The sequence below is a fragment of the Alishewanella tabrizica genome, from assembly GCF_014652375.1.
Taxonomy (GTDB): domain Bacteria; phylum Pseudomonadota; class Gammaproteobacteria; order Enterobacterales; family Alteromonadaceae; genus Alishewanella; species Alishewanella tabrizica.
This window is the reverse complement of record NZ_BMYR01000014.1, coordinates 46686-64757: the sequence shown is the minus strand read 5'-3', so window position 1 is coordinate 64757 and position 18072 is coordinate 46686. Positions and strand designations below refer to the sequence as shown.

The window sequence follows — 18072 nt, the reverse complement described above, 5'->3', positions numbered from 1 at the left end:
GACACGTTAAGCTAACTCATACTAATTGCCCGAGAGGCTTAACCATACAACGCCCAAGATGTTTTAAAGCGCGAGAGAGCGTTTAGAAAGTAAGGTTGTGAGTAACCGAAAATCAGCTTGCTAAGTTAAAGAACAGACAACAAGTTTTTGCCTGGTGGCAATAGCGCTGTGGAACCACCTGAACCCATTCCGAACTCAGAAGTGAAACGCAGCTGCGACGATGGTAGTGTGGCATTCGCCATGCGAGAGTAGTACACCGCCAGGCACCTCATTCAATAGAAAAGCCCTACTCGAAAGAGTGGGGCTTTTTTATTGGCTGCGATTCTGGCGGTATACTGCTCGAGCAGGGCGACCCCATGCGACCAGTTCGTCAGGAACGAACTGGGACAGCTTAAGCTGGCCGCGAAGCGGCGAACCCCAGGGAGGGGGTGAGCAAAGTAGTACACCGCCGACTCCCACGCCAGCCACAGTGGTGGCATTGCGAAACACGTCCTGTGTTTCGCCATACGGGCCGTCGCTGCGCAACGTCCAACTTCGTTCCTGACGAAGTTGTGTGCAGGCCTTCCTTGGCCTGCATCGCTTCGCGACCTGCCTGCGGCAGTCCAAAACTGCTCCCAGCAGTTTTGTCGCCATGCTATATCGGTGTATATTTGAAGGGCGATACATGCGCAGAGTAGTACAGTGAAGCCGGGAATTCGACAAGCCAACAATTTGGCTTGGCGCCGGCTGAACGCCCCGAGCTCTGCGAGGGGCATGAAGCTACCAAGCTGAGGGCGGTGCACCGGACTCTTCACTACTTTCCAAAATCTGCCGTTCAAATAAATGCTATCCAACGTCCTGCTAATACTACTGCTAGCCAGAGCAAAATTGATACTAGCGCACATATTTTTAAGGTTATGCCGAAAGGCCGGTTAGTCAACGCTGCTTGCCAGGCTGGTAGCTTATGCACCAGCAGAATGTTCATAAATGCTAAGAATAAGAGCGGCATCTTTAAGAGAAAAGCATTATTAGATAAGTAATGCGCTGGCTGCACACTAAATAGCAAAGTACCGCTAAGTAGTGTGATGAATAAACCAAGCGTAGCCATTCGTTGTAACAACGGCAACAGTTCAGTTAATGCTGGTTGCCGCAGTACACCAAGTAACTTTAAATCGAGCAGTAGTATGTTGCTAAATAGCAAGCTGATGCCACCGATATGGACTGCACTGACTAGCGGATAGGCCAAAGTAGATTGACGCAGTAAGGTCGCTATTGCGGTGTCGCCCAGGTTGAGTAGCAGATTACTAATCAGTAAGTCACTGAACATTGTGTGTTAATCTTCAAGCACTAACTTAGGGTAAAAAGTATATTGTTTATCCTTAATGGTTGCTCGTACCGCTTTGATAATGCGTTCTTCTTCTTTAGCCGAGCGATGGCCGCGAATTAACACCGTATCTCCGACAGAAGCCTCGCCTTCTACAAAACCAGCTTCTTGAGTTTGCCGAGGATTTCCAAGATCAACTTGCCAGGTGCCCTCAGTGGTATTGATCATCAGTCGGGGATGCGGTGGGCCAATAAATATCTCCGTAATGGTACCAGTCATTTCGGTTTGTTCACTTTCCGTCCACGCCCAGCCGTGATGGGCTGAGGCTGCAGCAGCCCAGAATAGCAAACCACTTGCTGCGGCAATTAGGGGCGTTTTTATGCGCTTGGTGTACATTAATATGACCTCACTTAATAGCGTAGTTAACTTTCTTAGTATATCTGCTGAAGTCAGTAGTGCCAGTTATGGGGTGCTTGTTCCTTAATATTGCCTGCGGTTATTTAGTCATATTGTTTTGCAATGGTAGAATATTGATTAATCACAATATCTTACAATCTGGCAGCGTCTATAATGCATATTGACTAATAAAAGAGGCTATTGGTAATGATAACTGCGCTATTTGATAGTATTGATACTAAAGATATTAACGCTTTTGCTAATTTCTTGGCTGAGGATGTCATTTTTTGTTTTAGTAACTGGCCACAAGTAGAAGGTAAAGCGAATGTTAAAAATGCGGTGAATGCTTTCTTGCAGTCTATTGCAGGTATCGAGCATCAGGTATTGGCCTATTGGCAACCTGACGATATGCTAATTTGTCGTGGATTAGTGACCTATACTCGGCATGATAATACAAGCTTAAGTGTACCTTTTGCTAATACCCTTCAGATACTAGATGGAAAAATCAGTGATTATCGGATTTTTGCTGATATATCAGCGCTGTAAATCGATAAGTAAGTTATTCCTAACGCTATTTTCAGGCTATTGGGCGCATAGTGTACTAGATTAGCAGCAGACACTTTAGTATGGTGAAAGTTACTAAGTGCTATGGATATAAAAATGTACCTTACGAAATTGATGTTTGGATTTTTGGTTGTTTGTTCGTTCAGTTTTGCCACGTTAGCAGTAACAACTCCACTTGAATATGACGATGTATTTGAAATTGAGTTTGTGTCGGATCCGCAGCCTGATCGAAAGGGCGAGCAAATTTTGTTTGTACGTAACTGGATGGATCGACAAACTGATCGTCGTAGTTCGATGTTATGGCTTGCTGACACTAAAGGACAGCTACAAGCACTTACTGGCGTTGCGCAAAATGCTCATTCACCGCGCTGGGCGCCCGATAATCGTAAAGTCGCTTATATCGCCGATCAACAAATTCATCTTTATTGGTTAGATACGGGGCGAAGTGTACAATTAAGCCGCCTTAACCAAGCGCCTGCAAATCTAAGCTGGTCACCAGATGGTAAATGGCTGGCTTTCACCATGTTTACACCTTTAAATAAGCCAGCACCCGTAACGCTACCTGGTAAGCCCGCCAATGCTGATTGGGCTAAACCGCCTATTTACATCGATAATAAGCACTATCGTGCAGACGGTGCTGGTTACTTAGCTGCTGGTTTTACTCATATATACATAATGCCTACTGAGGGAGGGAATGCGATACAGCTTACCTCTGGTGAATTTAATCATAGTAGTAGCTTAAGTTGGCATCCTGATAGCACAGCCTTATATTTTTCAGCCAATCGTCATAATAATTGGCGTGAATTAACAAATAATACTGAGTTATTTCGGTTAGATCTTAAAAGCCGTCAACTCACTGAATTAACATCGCGTTTTGGACCAGACAGTCAGCCACAAGTCTCGCCAGATGGAAAAAAGATTGCTTATTTAGGCTATGATGATCGTAAGTTATCACATCAAGCTATGCGGTTGTATGTGATGGATCTTGATGGCAAAAATAGCAAAAACCTGACAGAGCCTTTAGATCGCAGTATTAACAGTTTTCAGTGGCAGAGTAACAGTAATAGTCTGGTTATCTCTTATGACAGTGAAGGCAAAGGTGTGCTAGCAGACTTGAATCTATCTGGCCGTGTAACCTTACTTACTGATGACTTAGGTGGTGTATCTTATAGCCGCCCTTACAGTGGCGGACAATTTTCCGTTGCAGACAATGGTTTTATTGCTTATACCCAAGCGAGTACATCACATCCTGCAGAGTTAGCCACCTTGTACCGTGGCAAGCGACAAGCCTTAACTGCTTTTAACCGTGATCTGCTTTTTAAGCGGGAAATGGGTAAGGTAGAGGCCTTCTGGTACGAATCTTCGGTAGACCAGCGAAAGTTGCAGGGGTGGATCATTTATCCACCTGGTTTTGATGCAAGTAAGAAATATCCGCTTATTTTAGAGATCCATGGCGGTCCCCATACTGCCTATGGGCCTTATTTCGCGATGGAGCTACAATTAATGGCTGCCAAAGGGTATGTGGTGTTGTACACCAATCCTAGAGGTAGTACTAGCTATGGTGAAGACTTTGCCAATCTTATTCATCACAATTATCCGAGTCATGATTTTAACGATTTGATGGATGGTGTTGATCAGGTCGTAAACCGCGGTTTTATTAACGACAAAGAGCTATTTATTACCGGTGGCAGTGGTGGTGGTGTGTTAACCACCTGGAGTATTGCCCATACCAATCGTTTTGCTGCAGCGGTTGCGGTCAATCCCGTGATCAACTGGTATAGCTTTGTACTAAGCGCAGACATGTATAGTTATTTTAGCCAGTACTGGTTTCCAGCTTTACCATGGGAAAATCCAGAGCATTATTTGAAACATTCACCTATTCAGCATGTTGGTAAAGTTAACACGCCCACTATGCTGCTAACCGGTGAGTCTGATTTCAGAACACCAATCTCAGAAACAGAGCAATACTACCAAGCATTGCAATTACGCGGTATTGAAACGGCGATGGTGCGCATTCCAGGCGCTTCTCATGCTATTCATACGCGTCCCAGTAATATGATGGCAAAGCCTGCTTATATCATTTATTGGTTTGAGAAATACCGGCAGAAGCGCGAAAGCTAACTTTTTCTAGCCCTGCACTGACTGTGTTGGGCTTTTTTAGTATAAAATGTATGTTTTATATTCATTTGAATAAGGTCGTTATGTTTTTCGCTTTACCTTTACAAGGTTATTTGTATAATGGCGACTCCAACGCTAGGGGCATAGTTCCAATTGGTAGAACAGCGGTCTCCAAAACCGATGGTTGGGGGTTCGAATCCCTCTGCCCCTGCCACTTCTTGATATGACAACACATTCTCACACTCAAACTTTATTACTCAAGCAGCTCGGCATAATGCCGTTAGCGGCCAAAGCTGAGTTTTTTACGCATTTAGCCGCTGTCAGTAATTTAGTTGAAAATCAGTCAGCGTCGCTCAGCGCCGAGGCTGTTGCTCACGGCACTGATATTAAAAGCATAGATGTTCAAAGCACTGATGCTGGCAGCGCTGTTGATGTAGGAACCGAGATTTCTGCACACTCCCGTTATCAGCCGATACCTGCAACTCTCTTAGCTGACGATATTAATACTATTTTGCCGCAAACTAGGCTGACGCATTGGCAAATTGATAGCTTGGCCAGCCATAGTCAGATTAGTGAGCAAATATTGATTACGCCACCGCTCGCGCTGCTGCAGCAAACAGCCCTAAAACGCCAGCTTTGGCAATTACTATCTGAGCAGTTTTATGATTGAGCTTCGTGCGCTAGTGTTGGCTGACTTACCCTTGCTAACGGCTATTGAACAAGCTGCCAACCCTTATCCTTGGAGCGAAGGTGTTTTTCGTTCTTGTTTTGGTGGGCAGTATTTTAGTTATGGTCTGTTACAGAATAACGTACTGCAAGGCTTTTATTTTGGGCAGTTTTTAGGGGTGGAAAGCCAACTATTTAATATTTGCGTTGCACCTAGTGCCCAAGGTATGGGCTTTGGACAGCAATTGCTTTGTCATTATATTGAACAGTGCCAGGAACGAAAAGCGTTGGAGGCTTGGCTAGAGGTGCGAGCGGGTAATACTAAAGCAATACCGCTTTATCAAAAGCTAGGTTTTATTGAAACCGGTAGGCGTACCAATTACTACATTGGCTCTCAGGGTCGTGAAGACGCATTACTAATGTGCTTGCCATTAGCGCTATGAATGTTATCAAATCTTCAATCAGTTACAAAGGCGCTGTGACCCTGCGCTAGCTGCTGTTATAATACCCTCATTTATGATCGCGCCATTACTCTTTGCGTAGGCGCCCTAATACTTTCGGAAACTATGACAACTCAAGCTTTTAATGCGGAAGTAAATAGCCGCCGTACCTTTGCTATCATTTCGCACCCGGATGCGGGTAAAACCACCATTACAGAAAAAGTATTGCTTTTTGGACAATTAATCCAGAAAGCCGGTACGGTAAAGGGTAAAAAATCTGGCCAGTATGCTACCTCTGACTGGATGGAAATGGAAAAAGAGCGGGGTATCTCGGTAACCACTTCGGTCATGCAATTTCCCTATAACAATTGCCTGGTCAATTTATTAGATACCCCAGGTCACGAAGACTTTTCGGAAGATACTTACCGGACACTTACGGCGGTAGACTCCTGCCTCATGGTCATCGATGGCGCGAAGGGCGTTGAAGATCGCACCATTAAGCTGATGGAAGTCACTCGGCTGCGAGATACCCCCATTATAACCTTTATGAATAAGATGGACCGCGATATCCGTGATCCGGTTGATTTATTAGATGAAGTAGAAAGCGTTTTAAAGATCGCGTGTGCGCCCATTACTTGGCCGATTGCCTCAGGTAAAGAGTTTAAGGGCGTTTATCATATTCTGCGCGATGAAGTGATTTTTTATAAATCTGGCTTGGGGCATACCATTCAAGACATCGATATAATTAAAGGGCTAAATAATCCTGAGTTAGATCAGCGTATTGGTTACTATGCCCAGCAATTACGTGATGAAATGGAATTGGTGCAGGGCGCCAGTCATGAGTTTGATCGCGAATTGTTTTTAAAAGGCGAATTAACACCGGTATTCTTCGGTACCGCTTTAGGCAACTTTGGTGTTGATCATATGCTGGATGGTTTGACTGAATGGGCACCCGCCCCGCAAGCCCGTGCGACAGATTCGCGCACGGTGTTGCCTGATGAAAGCGGTTTTAGTGGCTTTGTTTTTAAAATTCAAGCCAACATGGATCCCAAGCATCGAGACCGTGTAGCCTTTTTACGTATTGTTTCAGGCAAATATGAAAAGGGCATGAAAGTTCGCCATGTACGTATTGGCAAAGACGTGCTTATTCCGCAAGCACTGACCTTTCTAGCCGGTGATCGCGAGCATTTAGAAGAAGCCTATGCCGGTGATATTATTGGTTTACATAACCATGGCACCATTAAAATCGGTGATACCTTTACTACCGGCGAGAATATGCAATTTACCGGTATTCCAAACTTTGCCCCAGAATTATTTCGCCGTATCCGTTTACGCGACCCGCTTAAGCAAAAGCAGCTGTTAAAAGGCCTTGTGCAACTTTCTGAAGAAGGCGCTGTGCAAGTATTCCGACCACTGGATAATAACGATCTCATTGTAGGTGCGGTTGGTGTGCTGCAGTTTGATGTGGTAGTGCATCGCTTAAAATCAGAATATAACGTGGATGCGCTGTATGAGAGCGTTAACGTCAGTACTGCCCGTTGGGTATATTCAGATGATGCAAAGGCATTACAAGAATTCCAGAGCAAGGCCAGTACAAACTTGGCATTGGATGGGGGAGATAACCTGACGTACATAGCACCGACTATGGTTAACCTTAACCTGGCGATGGAACGTTACCCGAAAATCAAATTCTTTAAAACCCGTGAGCACTAACAGGTTAGGTCAATGAATATTAAACAACTTTTAACAGAGAAAACCCTAGCTGCTTTTACGCAGTTAGGCTTACCCGAAGGCACTAACCCAGCGTTAACGCAAAGCACTCGCGTGGAGTTTGGCGATTATCAAATTAACGGTGCCATGGGCGCGGCTAAACAATTAAAAACCAATCCGCGTCAGTTAGCACAGCAGTTGGTTGAACTGTTAGATCTGAGCGACCTTGCAGACAAGGTTGAAATTGCTGGTCCAGGTTTTATTAATGTCACTTTAAAAGCCGACTGGCTGGCCAAACAGCTGAGTGTTGCCGCCATAGATGCTCGCTTAGGCGTAAGTCAGAATCCGGCACCGCAAACGGTGGTCGTGGATTATTCAGCGCCTAATCTTGCGAAAGAAATGCACGTTGGTCATTTACGCTCAACCATTATTGGTGATGCTGTAGTGCGTAGCTTGGAATTCTGGGGCGATAAAGTGATTCGGCAGAATCATATGGGTGACTGGGGTACCCAGTTTGGCATGCTGATTGCGCATTTAGAAGATAAACTAGCCGAAGGCGTGGACTTAGAAAGCGTTGCGCTGGCTGACTTGGAAGATTTTTATCGGGCTGCGAAAAAACGCTTTGATGATGAAGCGGGCTTTGCCGATAAGTCGCGGGACTATGTGGTTAAGCTACAAAGTGGCGATGCGCATTGCCAAAAACTGTGGCAGCTGTTTATTGATACCTCGGTAAAACACAGCAATGACGTTTATCAAAAGCTTAACGTGACACTGACGGATGCCGATATCAAGCCGGAAAGTGCTTATAACAGTATGCTTCAACCGATAGTAGACCAGTTGGTTGAGCAAGAGATTGCGGTTGAAGACCAAGGCGCCTTGGTGGTGTTTTTACAAGAGTTAGCCGATAAAGAAGGTAATCCTTCGCCTTTTATTATCCAGAAAACCGGCGGTGGTTTTCTGTATGCCACGACCGATTTAGCGGCCTGCCAATACCGCAGTATTGAACTGGGCGCTGATCGCATTGTGATCTTTACCGATGCACGCCAGGCACTGCACTTTAAACAAGTGGAAATTACCGCCCGTAAAGCCGGTTTATTAGCGGATAACACCCGCTATGATCATTGCCCCTTTGGCACCATGATGGGTGAAGATGGTAAGCCATTTAAAACCCGTACTGGTGGTACCGTAAAACTGGCCGAATTACTGGAAGAAGCGGTAGTACGCGCTGAAGCCGTCGTAAAAGAAAAAGCGACCGATTTATCGGATGCGGAAATTGCCGAAATTGCGCGTAAGGTTGGTATTGGCGCAGTGAAGTTTGCCGATTTATCAAAAAACCGTACCAGCGATTATATTTTTAGCTGGGATGCCATGCTGAGTTTTGAAGGCGCAACCGCCCCTTACCTGCAATATGCCTATACCCGGGTTCGCAGTATTTTACGCAAAGCCGACGTCGCAGACGATTTTAGCGCGGCTATTGTGATTAACGCTGAGCAAGAGAAGCAATTAGCGGTAAAACTGCTGCGCTTTGAAGAAACCTTGCAGCAAGTGATAAAAGATGCGCAGCCCAATTTGCTGTGTAACTATTTATACGAGTTGGCCAGTTTATTTATGACCTTTTACGAAGCCTGTCCCATCTTAAAAGAAGGGGTTGAACCAGCTGAGCGTAACAGCCGTTTAATGCTAAGTATTTTAAGCGCTAAGCTCTTAGCACAAGGCCTAGATTTACTGGGTATTGAAGTAATGGAACGGATGTAACATGAAAATAGACGCAATTCGCCGCAGTTATACCAAAGATAAACTGGATTTGGATAAACTTAATGCCGATCCGATAGCACAGTTTGAGCTATGGCTAAAAGACGCCATCGCCACTGAGCTGCCCGATCCCACGGCGATGTGCGTCGCTTCTGTCGATAGTAATGGCCAGCCGTCACAGCGATTGGTTCTGCTAAAGGATGTTAATACAGCAGGTTTTACTTTTTACACCAACCTCGGTAGCCGTAAAGCGTCTGAGCTGTCGGAAAATCCAAAGGTCTGTTTGCATTTCCCTTGGCATCCATTAGAACGGCAAGTGATTGTTTATGGTACGGCTGAGCGCGTATCCAATACGCAAGTCATGCAGTACTTTTTATCTCGGCCGAAAGAAAGTCAGTTAGCAGCTTGGGCCTCTGAGCAGAGCCGACCTATTTCAACCCGCCAAGCGTTAATGCAAAAATTTGCTGAGATTAAGCATAAGTTTGAACACGGCGAAGTCCCTTTGCCTTCGTTTTGGGGTGGTTTTTTAGTACGGCCTCACCAAATAGAGTTTTGGCAGGGCGGTGAGCATCGCTTACATGATCGCTTTATGTACAAAAAGAGCGAAAGTGGCTGGCAGATTGAACGGCTTTGTCCCTAAAACTGCCTCAAATAAACAATGAACTCGCAGATTTTGCATAGCGATCCCCCACAGGCTGTTAGCAATAACAGCCTGTGTCTTTTTGATACTCACTGTCACCTTAACTTAGCACCACTGGCGACAGCGCCTTTAGTTTACTTTCAGCAAGCAGCTGCAGTGGGCGTTAAGGCCTTGCTGATCCCGGCGGTAGAGCAAGCAAACTGGCAAGATTTACTGGCGTGGCGCCAACAGCAAGCTAACTGGCATATTGCGCTGGGAGTGCATCCTTGGTGGGCGGCAGCGGAGTCTTTGGCGGTGCTCACTGAACTAGAGCACTTGCTTCAAACCCATGCTGGGCAGATCACTGCGGTAGGGGAAATAGGGCTGGATTTCGCGCTTGCGGCAGAGACCTTTACTAAACAGCAGCAGTTTTTTAGCGCGCAAGTGGCGTTAGCTAAGCACTATCAAAAGCCGGTGATTTTGCATCATCGGAAAAGTCAGCCTGCATTACTAGCTGAGTTAAAACGGCAGCAATTTACTGAAGGCGGTATTTTGCATGCGTTTTCTGGCAGTCAGCAGCAAGCTAAGGCGTTTCTTGATCTGGGTTTTAAACTGGGGATTGGCGGTACCATTACTTACCCAAGAGCGGAGAAAACCCGCAACGCCGTGCGTAAATTGCCATTATGTGCGCTGGTATTAGAAACAGATGCGCCCGCTATGCCACTCAATGGCTTTCAAGGCCAAGCTAATACGCCAGCGCAGTTGTCTGCAGTGTTTACTATCTTATGTGAATTAAGATCTGAATCGGTAGAACAGTTGGCGGAAGCCCTATGGCAAAATAGCCATCATGCTTTGCGGCTTTAGTGCCTTATGCAATTAACTGTATACTTATTAGTATGTTGGCTTTAAGTGATTGTATAGTAGTGTCGTGCTAATCGTTAGTTCTACTGATCGGTACAAAACGTCGATACCGTTGATTAAGACGGAAAAAGCTGCGTTTTAGTAGCATCACAACGGCTCCCGCTAGCAGCAGTAGCCCTAGCATTTGTTGCATTAATTGTTGCCAATAGCTGTAACCTGGAAATAAACGCTGATCATGCAATAGGCTAATTTTTATATATCCTAACAATTGCTCATTGGTTTTAATTTCTTGCACCATAGGGATCAGAGGTAATTGTTGATCGGGCCGATATAGCAAACGTGCAGCCGTATTGGCCTCAGACCAACTTAAACGCACCCCATTGGCGTCATAAACGACAACATCATGTAAAAAAGGATTTTCAGCAATATGTTGAGTAAGTTGACTGAGGCCTTCAAGCTGATCATTTTCGAGCAAATAAGCTGCGGTGTGCGACAGGGCAATCAGCGTTTCACGCATGATTAATTGATTTTGTTGCAGTAATACTTGTTGGCCTTTGTTTTTAGCCTCTACCCAGCTATGTAAAATAAACCATATTCCTAATACCGCAATTGCCAGTTGTAATAAGGTAATAAAACTTGAATATCGGTTACCGGATACGCTATGGTGCTGCATATTTACAATCATCATATTAAGACTAGTAGGCGAGTGCCGTAAAAGGGCTATAGCATGCCATGGTCATGACGTTAAGTATAGGGTATAAGCGTGTCAAACCTTTTAGAGTCGTCGTCGATATCGGCAGCTGTTTTTTCGGCAGCCACATTAGAGCAAGATCTGTTGGATTGTGTTGTACAACATCATGGTTGTTGTGAAGTACAGTTTCAACAACATCAGTTTACTGCAATAAAATCGAGCCACTGCGATAAAGATGCTGCAGCCTTGTATTGGTTTGGCGGGCCAATTTCGTGGTTTCATTTACAATCTATTTTAACGGCATTTTGCCTGAAAGAGGGTATTGTTAAGATCACTCTATTAGAACCCCACCCTGATTTACCCGCCGGGTTAGCGTTATCTTGTCAGGAATGGCAAGTTCCCACGCAGCGGATCTTAAATGAATTAGCCAAACAACTCGCGTGTCAATTAGTCTATTTACCTGCGCGTCCAAGCTTAGCAACACCGGGCTTATTAGTGATGGATATGGACTCGACTGCGATACAAATAGAATGTATTGACGAAATTGCTAAACTTGCTGGGGTAGGGGAGCAGGTGGCTGCAGTGACGGCCCGTGCAATGAATGGTGAATTAGACTTTGCGCAAAGCTTGCAACAACGTGTTGCTGCCTTGCAAGGTGCCCCCGTAAAAGTATTGTCTGATGTGTTAGAGGCTTTGCCGCTGATGCCAGGTTTAACCACCTTAGTGCAGGTTTTACAGCAGCATCGTTGGCGTATTGCTATCGCTTCTGGTGGTTTTACCTTTTTCACTGACGCATTACAACAGCGACTAAGCTTAGATAAGACCTTTGCAAATACGTTAGATATTATAGACGGTAAACTTACAGGTAAGGTATTGGGCGACATTGTCGATGCACAGCGCAAAGCCGCTGTTGTTTCTGAGTTGGCGGCGCAATATGCCATTCCTGTTAGCCAAACTATTGCGATAGGCGACGGTGCTAATGATTTACCCATGTTGGCAGAGGCTGGCTTAGGGGTAGCATTTCATGCCAAGCCTAGTGTGCAAGCGGCAGCCAAAGCCGCTATCACGCAAGGGAGTTTACTGCAATTACTGTATTTGGTTGCGGCTACGTGAAGCACCAGCAGCACTCGCTTTTTGTTGATCTCGCGGCCTACCAATTACATGTTAGGCAACTCACCCCTGTTCAGGGGTTGGTGGGGCCGATCCTGTATTTACACGGCGCAGTGGAAAATGGCCGGATTTTTTATAGCCATTCGGGTAAAGGTTTAGCCAGCTTTTTGGCTGATCACGGTTTTATGGGGTATGCTGTTGATTTTGCAGGTAGAGGTTTGTCACAGCCTTCTTTGGAGCAGGGTTTACAGCAAAGTCAGCAACAACTGATTTGTCACGATATTCCTGCATTAATCGAGTATTTTTACGAACTACATCATCAGCCTTTAACGCTTATCTGTCACTCATGGGGGGGCGTGTTGGCGGCAGCCTGTTTGGCACGTTTTCCCCACTTACTTCCCAAAATAAAAGCAAAAATTTGTTTTGGTACTAAAAGAGTGATCAGTGTGCGTTCTTTAGCCAGAACAGTAAAAATAGATGTTATTTGGAATAGGTTTGCCCCATGGCTAGGACAGCGTTATGGTTATTTGCCTGCTAAACGCTGGCGTCTGGGAGCAGACAATGAGCCTTTGCAGTTTTTACACGATACGATTTCTTGGATAAGAGGGGCGCCGTTCACCGATCTTAGTGATCAGTTTGATTATCATGCCGCGTGTCAACGCACGTCATGGCCAGCCATTTGGCATTTTGCTGGCGCGTTTGATCGTCTCTTGGGCCATCCTCAGGATGTGCAAGCCTTTATTACTGAATGTCACCAACATGACGCACAATTTAGTGTATTAGGGAAAGCGTTTGGAAACGCAGCAAATTATGATCATATTTCAATGCTGACGCACCCCGCGGCGACAACCGAGCATTTTGCCGAGTTAGCCCAATGGTTGAAGGTATTATACGCGCGCTCTAGTCCGCGCGAGATCAACGATCTCTAATTAGAATGCGCTGTCGCGCTTGCTGTTGACGGTCGCTGGCCTGCACGTTGTAACGAGATACCACTTCTGCTGAGCATTCGACACCGTCAGCGACCCCTTCGACATGCCAGAGTTCCTCCTCTAACGATTTGGCTTTATGAATCGCGTAAACGCTAATATAGCCAATTTCTTTGGCAATATAGTCTGCATCTAATTTACCAGTACGAGAGACAAATAGCCGGAAACTAAATAAAATGTGGTGTTCTAGTGCATCAAGTACAAATACGTTTTGTTCTTCAACACTGGCAAATTCAAAGTCGTAATAGCTAACAAACTCCAGGGCTCCTCGCTCTGACTCCGTCACTCTTATATAAAGCTCACAGCTTTTCGCCGCATCTTGTCGTTTCATGTGTTTTAATTGGTTGGCGATCTCTTGGGTAAGCACATTTTGTTTGGTTAATAGCGTTAAATCCAATATCTGAGCTTGGGTCTGTGCAAGTTGCAATAATTTATGTAACGCGTTGGGTTGTGCCCCTCGTCCTAAGACACTTATTTCATGGCGTAAGCCACGGCGATGAACAAAAATAGCGATATTGTTCAACGCTTTTAAATACATATTTCTTAGGGCATCAGACAATCCGGGGTATTTAGGCGTTTCTTCTGCCACCGTCAGTTTATGGCGATTACTTTGAATAAGTTGTTGAAAAAACTGTTTGCCAATATGAGGTTCAACTTTCGCAATTTTTAGGTTCATAATGGTCTTACTTTTGCTAACCGCCATAACCTCATAGGGCAAATGATGTAATGGATATTTAGGGGCGATTTTTTGCAAATCTGGCAGTTCGAGTAATAAAAGATCACCTTTATTAAAATCTACGGGTTCAGTACATTCCAGCTGCAAACCACCACTTGAGAAATCCCGGGTAAACGCATTAATAACGGGGTGTTCATCTTGTTTTTTTAGTAACACCGTTGTTTTGTACAAATAGCGCGATTCTGCGCGTAAATTGACATAATGTATTGGAATAGCTTCACAAGGTTGCGGCTGCACGGCTTTACTTAAACCAAATTTGTTTAATTCAGCTAACTTGGTACTATCATAACTGTGATTAGCATAATGGCTGCGATGCTCTGGTGCACTTATTTCGGTAAGGGCAACAATGTAATGCATATCTTTTAGCATGCTGCTGATCAGTGGTGAACAGGGCTCACTGTTAACACTTCCCGGTAATGCAAATTCATTTTGGCTTTTACTGACATGCGTTTTTAGGACATTGAAATGGAAAACGCGCCAACTGGGTTTACCGGCACCAAAGCCAAAAAACATATCGCGCAAAGCCGGAGCTAATGCCAGCTCGATGCTAGTGGCGGCATAAAAGTATAATTTGCCTTTTGCTGCATGCGTAAAGCAATACAGAATGCATGAGCGTTCAGCCGTATCTATATTTAACAGCTGTTTTAAGCGTCGTGCTGATAACAACAAATTTAAAACAGAATGTTGTTGTTCGTCTAAAAAGTAGTGCCAAGACGCTTTATTGTAATCACTGGTAAGACAAAAGCGGCTATGAACAATACCATCAGTAACCGTTAAATAAATAGGTAACGAATTGATGCGAGGTAAGTAATATTGCTCATAGCCTTTTGTAAGTGCCGCATCGGTGGTGTTATCTAAATTTATTTTATAGCGGCGCTTATTACCATGAATAAAACTTTGTAGGAATTGATTAAATTGCGGTTCTTGCTCTGGGTCTAATCGTTTCAAGCGTAAATACGCGAATTTTTCTTGCTCATCAACTTGTAAAACCTGATAGTTCAAGCCATTGGGTAAGTCGAGTGTAAATTCTTTTTCTAAGCCCTTTAGTATTAAATTTAGCTGATCACCTACTTGGATCCCCTTACCGGCAGGGACTTTTAATTTACACCCCGATACGGATAAATCACTGGTCATGGCAGCAAAAGGTGATTCAGCCGAGCGAACTTCAACTTCAAGACCATAATTCATGCGTTCTTCACGGCGACTAATGTAATAACCAAACTGAACTAGTTTATTACTATTAGTGACCTCTTCTGCGTCAGGTTCTTTTTCTACTGGCGAACTGTTTTCGGGTAGCAAAGGGCCTTTGCGTAAACTTTCCAGCGTGTTTTTTACCCGTTCTTCGGTTTCTTTACGATGGCGTACTCGAAAGTTATTATCCGCATTCATCACTTCTTCGTAAACGCCCAGCGTATATTCACCATAATCTTTGATACCACTTTCAAAGATCTGTTTGGCGTTATCGTCCAAGTAATGGGTTTTTTCCATATGTTGAAAGGGTTTGACATCGCCATCAACGTGGCCACGTAAATCAATAAAATAGCTACAGGGCTGCGCTAGACGCTTCAACTCCATTTTTAACAAAAATTGTTTTGATTTAGGCAAGCTTACCGTCAAACTGGCAAAGGTTTGTTCAAACTCTGGCGAGTTTAGTAGGCCTTTCATACGCGATATGATGCCTAAATAAGCTTTAAGATCAGTTGAAGTCATTGTTTATTGATTCAATTGCCAAAAAATTGGCAGCGTCCAGTTATAATCGGGTTAAGCTACGTGGTTCTTTTTCGAAAAGCAATATCTGTGCCTTTCATGTAAAGCGAGAAGAGTTATGGCAAAAACAAAAACGGCCTATGTGTGTAATGAATGTGGCGCTGACTTTATGCGTTGGCAAGGCCAGTGTACCGAGTGTGGAACGTGGAACAGTGTCAGTGAGGTACGACTAGGGGCGGTAAAAAGTAAAAATACCCGATTTGAAGGCTATGCTGGCGCAGCGGTTGCGAAAGTTATGCGGCTGGATGAAGTGGATTTGCAAGAGGTGCCACGTTTCAGTTCGGGTTTTTTAGAGTTTGATCGCGTTTTGGGTGGGGGTATTGTCCCAGGTTCAGCCATTCTTATTGGGGGGCATCCGGGGGCGGGTAAAAGTACGTTGTTATTGCAGGTAATGTGTGGTTTGGCGCAGCAAGGTGGCGCACTGTATGTGACGGGAGAGGAATCTTTACAGCAAGTTGCTATGCGTGCGCAGCGCTTAGGCTTACCTATGGCAGATCTTAAGATGTTGGCGGAAACGAATGTCGAAACGATTTGTCAGCTTGCGCAGCAAGAAAAGCCGCGAATAATGGTTATTGATTCGATACAGGTTATGCATTTAGCCGATATTCAATCGGCACCAGGTAGCGTGTCACAAGTTAGAGAAAGTGCGGCTTTTTTAACCCGTTTTGCAAAGCAATACCATATCGCCATTATTATGGTGGGCCATGTCACAAAAGATGGCTCTTTAGCCGGCCCCAAAGTGTTAGAGCATTGTATCGATTGTTCGGTGATGTTAGATGGCGATGCCGATAGTCGTTATCGCACCATGCGCGGTCATAAAAATCGCTTTGGTCCGGTAAACGAGTTGGGAGTGTTTGCTATGACCGGGCAGGGCATGAAAGAAGTAAAAAATCCTTCTGCCATTTTTTTAACGCGAGGTAAAGAAGATCAGTCTGGCAGTATCGTAATGGTGCTATGGGAAGGAACGCGTCCACTTCTGGTGGAAATACAGGGCTTAGTGGATTATTCCCCTCTTAATAATCCGCGGCGAGTCACCTTAGGAATGGAGCAAAATCGTATCTCTATGCTATTGGCGGTTATGCATCGGCATGCGGGGATCCAAATGGCTGATCAAGATGTGTTTGTTAACGTTGTGGGGGGCGTGAAAGTTAATGAAACCAGTGCAGATTTAGCCACACTATTAGCACTAGTGTCGAGTTTTAGGGATAAACCTTTACCGAATGATCTAGTTGTATTTGGCGAAGTGGGCTTAGCAGGAGAGATCCGGCCGGTGCCTAGTGGTCAGGAGCGTTTGCGCGAAGCGGCTAAACATGGTTTTCGCCGCGCCATTGTGCCTTTAGCGAATAAACCCAAAGAGCTTATCGACGGTATGGAAGTTATTGGAGTGAGTAAATTAGCGGATGCGTTAGAAGCATTGTAAAACGTTATTAAAAAGCCCCCTGAAGCGCTCGCTCGAGGGGGCATGTACAGAGCAACTACTTAGTTAAAGCGGCTGTTTTGCGGGAAGTTTAAACGTAACACTTGCTCAGTGTCTGTTTTTAACTTATCAAGACCCAGCTTCTCATAGCTTTCAACCATGATCACTAAGGCTTGTTCAACTAAAGGTGAATCGCGATAAAATTCAACCACGTATTTTCCCCGATTAGCTGCAGCTAAAAAAGCACCACGACGTAAGTAATAATCTGCCACCAACAATTCATGTCGCGCCAGTTGATCTTTGATGATTACCATGCGTTGTTTCGCATCCGCGGCATACTTACTTTGCGGATAGCTGTTTAATAAAATTTTGAAATCTTCAAACGCTTGACGGGTACTGCTTAAATCGCGATCGGAACGATCGATACCAAAAAATTCCTGAAAAGCATTTTCATCTGCTTTTAAATTGGTGAGTCCACGCATGTAGTAGACATAATCTAAATCAGGTTGATTAGGATTAAGACGAATAAAGCGGTCAATACTGGCCAAGGCTTGAGGCAAATCACCCGCCTGATGATATGCATAGATTAAATCTAATTGGACTTGACGTGCCAATGGACCAAATGGAAAACGGCTTTCAACCGCTTTCAATAATTCGATAGCTCTGTTGTATAAGCCGGCATCGAGCACGTCTTTTGCTTGTTGATATTGGCCTTGCGCAGTTTGCGAAGGATTAACTTGCTCTGGTTTTGGCTTGCCGGCGCAGGCGCTCAGCGTAATTGACATCAAAATAATCAGGATAAATTTCAATTTCATGTAAAAATCCGTTACTACTTAAGCTAAATGGCTGTCTAGTCCAGCGTAAAATCGTTAAAATACGTTCTATTGCGATTCTACCCCAGATAACGAGGGGTTGCACACAGGATAACTGCTTCCG

The 18072-nt window shown here is 44.7% G+C and carries 16 protein-coding genes, 1 tRNA gene and 1 rRNA gene; 13 read left to right on the top strand and 5 right to left on the bottom strand.

What is annotated here, in order from left to right; translation table 11 throughout:
* The first annotated feature begins 150 nt into the window (after positions 1-150).
* A 5S ribosomal RNA gene (rrf, locus tag IE070_RS15145) occupies positions 151-265 on the top strand.
* 549 nt (positions 266-814) lie between these two features.
* Here the strand turns inward: rrf and IE070_RS15140 are convergent.
* Entirely contained in the window at positions 815-1306 is a 492-nt protein-coding gene (locus IE070_RS15140; protein WP_229797093.1) for a DUF6644 family protein, read from the bottom strand.
* A 6-nt stretch (positions 1307-1312) separates the two neighbouring features.
* A complete protein-coding gene (locus IE070_RS15135; protein WP_189484036.1) occupies positions 1313-1699 on the bottom strand; it encodes a DUF6152 family protein in 387 nt (128 codons plus the stop codon).
* 207 nt (positions 1700-1906) lie between these two features.
* On the opposite strand from IE070_RS15135, the gene IE070_RS15130 reads away from it, so the two are divergent.
* The 9 genes from IE070_RS15130 (at position 1907) to IE070_RS15090 (ending at position 10432) form a co-directional block, all read left to right on the top strand.
* Entirely contained in the window at positions 1907-2245 is a 339-nt protein-coding gene (locus IE070_RS15130) for a nuclear transport factor 2 family protein (protein ID WP_189484035.1), read from the top strand.
* Between the two features lie 114 nt (positions 2246-2359).
* Entirely contained in the window at positions 2360-4384 is a 2025-nt protein-coding gene (locus IE070_RS15125; RefSeq protein ID WP_229797092.1) for a S9 family peptidase, read from the top strand.
* A gap of 134 nt (positions 4385-4518) precedes the next feature.
* Positions 4519-4595, top strand: a tRNA-Trp gene (locus IE070_RS15120).
* Between the two features lie 9 nt (positions 4596-4604).
* The gene (locus IE070_RS15115) at positions 4605-5051 is read left to right on the top strand and encodes a hypothetical protein (RefSeq protein WP_189484034.1); all 447 of its coding nucleotides are present in this window, start codon (positions 4605-4607) and stop codon (positions 5049-5051) included.
* Positions 5044-5490: a ribosomal protein S18-alanine N-acetyltransferase gene (gene rimI, locus IE070_RS15110; protein ID WP_189484033.1), complete on the top strand. Its 447-nt coding sequence runs from the start codon at positions 5044-5046 to the stop codon at positions 5488-5490. Before IE070_RS15115 ends, rimI begins: the two co-directional genes overlap by 8 nt.
* A gap of 123 nt (positions 5491-5613) precedes the next feature.
* Positions 5614-7200, top strand: coding sequence for a peptide chain release factor 3 (gene prfC / locus IE070_RS15105; RefSeq protein WP_189484032.1), 1587 nt, complete (start codon positions 5614-5616; stop codon positions 7198-7200).
* Positions 7201-7212: 12 nt separating this feature from the next.
* Positions 7213-8952 carry an arginine--tRNA ligase gene (gene argS / locus IE070_RS15100; RefSeq protein ID WP_189484031.1) on the top strand — a complete coding sequence of 580 codons (1740 nt, stop codon included), beginning with the start codon at positions 7213-7215 and terminating at the stop codon, positions 8950-8952.
* A gap of 1 nt (position 8953) precedes the next feature.
* Complete coding sequence (gene pdxH / locus IE070_RS15095; RefSeq protein WP_189484030.1) at positions 8954-9589, top strand: pyridoxamine 5'-phosphate oxidase; 636 nt, start codon at positions 8954-8956, stop codon at positions 9587-9589.
* Between the two features lie 18 nt (positions 9590-9607).
* Positions 9608-10432 carry a TatD family hydrolase gene (locus tag IE070_RS15090; RefSeq protein WP_189484029.1) on the top strand — a complete coding sequence of 275 codons (825 nt, stop codon included), beginning with the start codon at positions 9608-9610 and terminating at the stop codon, positions 10430-10432.
* 67 nt (positions 10433-10499) lie between these two features.
* On the opposite strand, the gene IE070_RS15085 is transcribed toward IE070_RS15090, so the two are convergent.
* A complete protein-coding gene (locus IE070_RS15085; RefSeq protein ID WP_189484028.1) occupies positions 10500-11102 on the bottom strand; it encodes an AhpA/YtjB family protein in 603 nt (200 codons plus the stop codon).
* A 90-nt stretch (positions 11103-11192) separates the two neighbouring features.
* Between IE070_RS15085 and serB the strand changes: the two genes are divergently transcribed.
* A complete protein-coding gene (gene serB, locus IE070_RS15080) occupies positions 11193-12233 on the top strand; it encodes a phosphoserine phosphatase SerB (protein ID WP_308428961.1) in 1041 nt (346 codons plus the stop codon).
* The gene (locus tag IE070_RS15075) at positions 12230-13159 is read left to right on the top strand and encodes an alpha/beta fold hydrolase (RefSeq protein WP_189484027.1); all 930 of its coding nucleotides are present in this window, start codon (positions 12230-12232) and stop codon (positions 13157-13159) included. The genes serB and IE070_RS15075 overlap by 4 nt, the downstream gene beginning before the upstream one ends.
* Here the strand turns inward: IE070_RS15075 and IE070_RS15070 are convergent.
* The gene (locus tag IE070_RS15070) at positions 13146-15617 is read right to left on the bottom strand and encodes a PilZ domain-containing protein (protein WP_229797091.1); all 2472 of its coding nucleotides are present in this window, start codon (positions 15615-15617) and stop codon (positions 13146-13148) included. The two genes, IE070_RS15075 and IE070_RS15070, sit on opposite strands and share 14 nt — an antisense overlap.
* Before the next feature lie 160 nt (positions 15618-15777).
* On the opposite strand from IE070_RS15070, the gene radA reads away from it, so the two are divergent.
* Entirely contained in the window at positions 15778-17139 is a 1362-nt protein-coding gene (radA, locus tag IE070_RS15065; RefSeq protein ID WP_189484025.1) for a DNA repair protein RadA, read from the top strand.
* A gap of 59 nt (positions 17140-17198) precedes the next feature.
* Here the strand turns inward: radA and IE070_RS15060 are convergent, their stop codons facing one another.
* On the bottom strand, positions 17199-17951 hold the full coding sequence (locus tag IE070_RS15060) for an outer membrane protein assembly factor BamD (RefSeq protein ID WP_189484024.1): 753 nt from the start codon (positions 17949-17951) through the stop codon (positions 17199-17201).
* Between the last annotated feature and the right edge of the window lie 121 nt (positions 17952-18072).

Excerpts from the sequence above, each read along its gene's own strand:
- IE070_RS15140 (WP_229797093.1), bottom strand. The coding sequence starts at position 1,306 with ATGTTCAGTGACTTACTGATTAGTAATCTGCTACTCAACCTGGGCGAC.
- IE070_RS15135 (WP_189484036.1), bottom strand. The coding sequence starts at position 1,699 with ATGTACACCAAGCGCATAAAAACGCCCCTAATTGCCGCAGCAAGTGGT.
- IE070_RS15130 (WP_189484035.1), top strand. The coding sequence starts at position 1,907 with ATGATAACTGCGCTATTTGATAGTATTGATACTAAAGATATTAACGCT.
- IE070_RS15125 (WP_229797092.1), top strand. The coding sequence starts at position 2,360 with ATGTACCTTACGAAATTGATGTTTGGATTTTTGGTTGTTTGTTCGTTC.
- IE070_RS15115 (WP_189484034.1), top strand. The coding sequence starts at position 4,605 with ATGACAACACATTCTCACACTCAAACTTTATTACTCAAGCAGCTCGGC.
- rimI (WP_189484033.1), top strand. The coding sequence starts at position 5,044 with ATGATTGAGCTTCGTGCGCTAGTGTTGGCTGACTTACCCTTGCTAACG.
- prfC (WP_189484032.1), top strand. The coding sequence starts at position 5,614 with ATGACAACTCAAGCTTTTAATGCGGAAGTAAATAGCCGCCGTACCTTT.
- argS (WP_189484031.1), top strand. The coding sequence starts at position 7,213 with ATGAATATTAAACAACTTTTAACAGAGAAAACCCTAGCTGCTTTTACG.
- pdxH (WP_189484030.1), top strand. The coding sequence starts at position 8,954 with ATGAAAATAGACGCAATTCGCCGCAGTTATACCAAAGATAAACTGGAT.
- IE070_RS15090 (WP_189484029.1), top strand. The coding sequence starts at position 9,608 with ATGAACTCGCAGATTTTGCATAGCGATCCCCCACAGGCTGTTAGCAAT.
- IE070_RS15085 (WP_189484028.1), bottom strand. The coding sequence starts at position 11,102 with ATGCAGCACCATAGCGTATCCGGTAACCGATATTCAAGTTTTATTACC.
- IE070_RS15070 (WP_229797091.1), bottom strand. The coding sequence starts at position 15,617 with ATGAAAGGCCTACTAAACTCGCCAGAGTTTGAACAAACCTTTGCCAGT.
- radA (WP_189484025.1), top strand. The coding sequence starts at position 15,778 with ATGGCAAAAACAAAAACGGCCTATGTGTGTAATGAATGTGGCGCTGAC.
- IE070_RS15060 (WP_189484024.1), bottom strand. The coding sequence starts at position 17,951 with ATGAAATTGAAATTTATCCTGATTATTTTGATGTCAATTACGCTGAGC.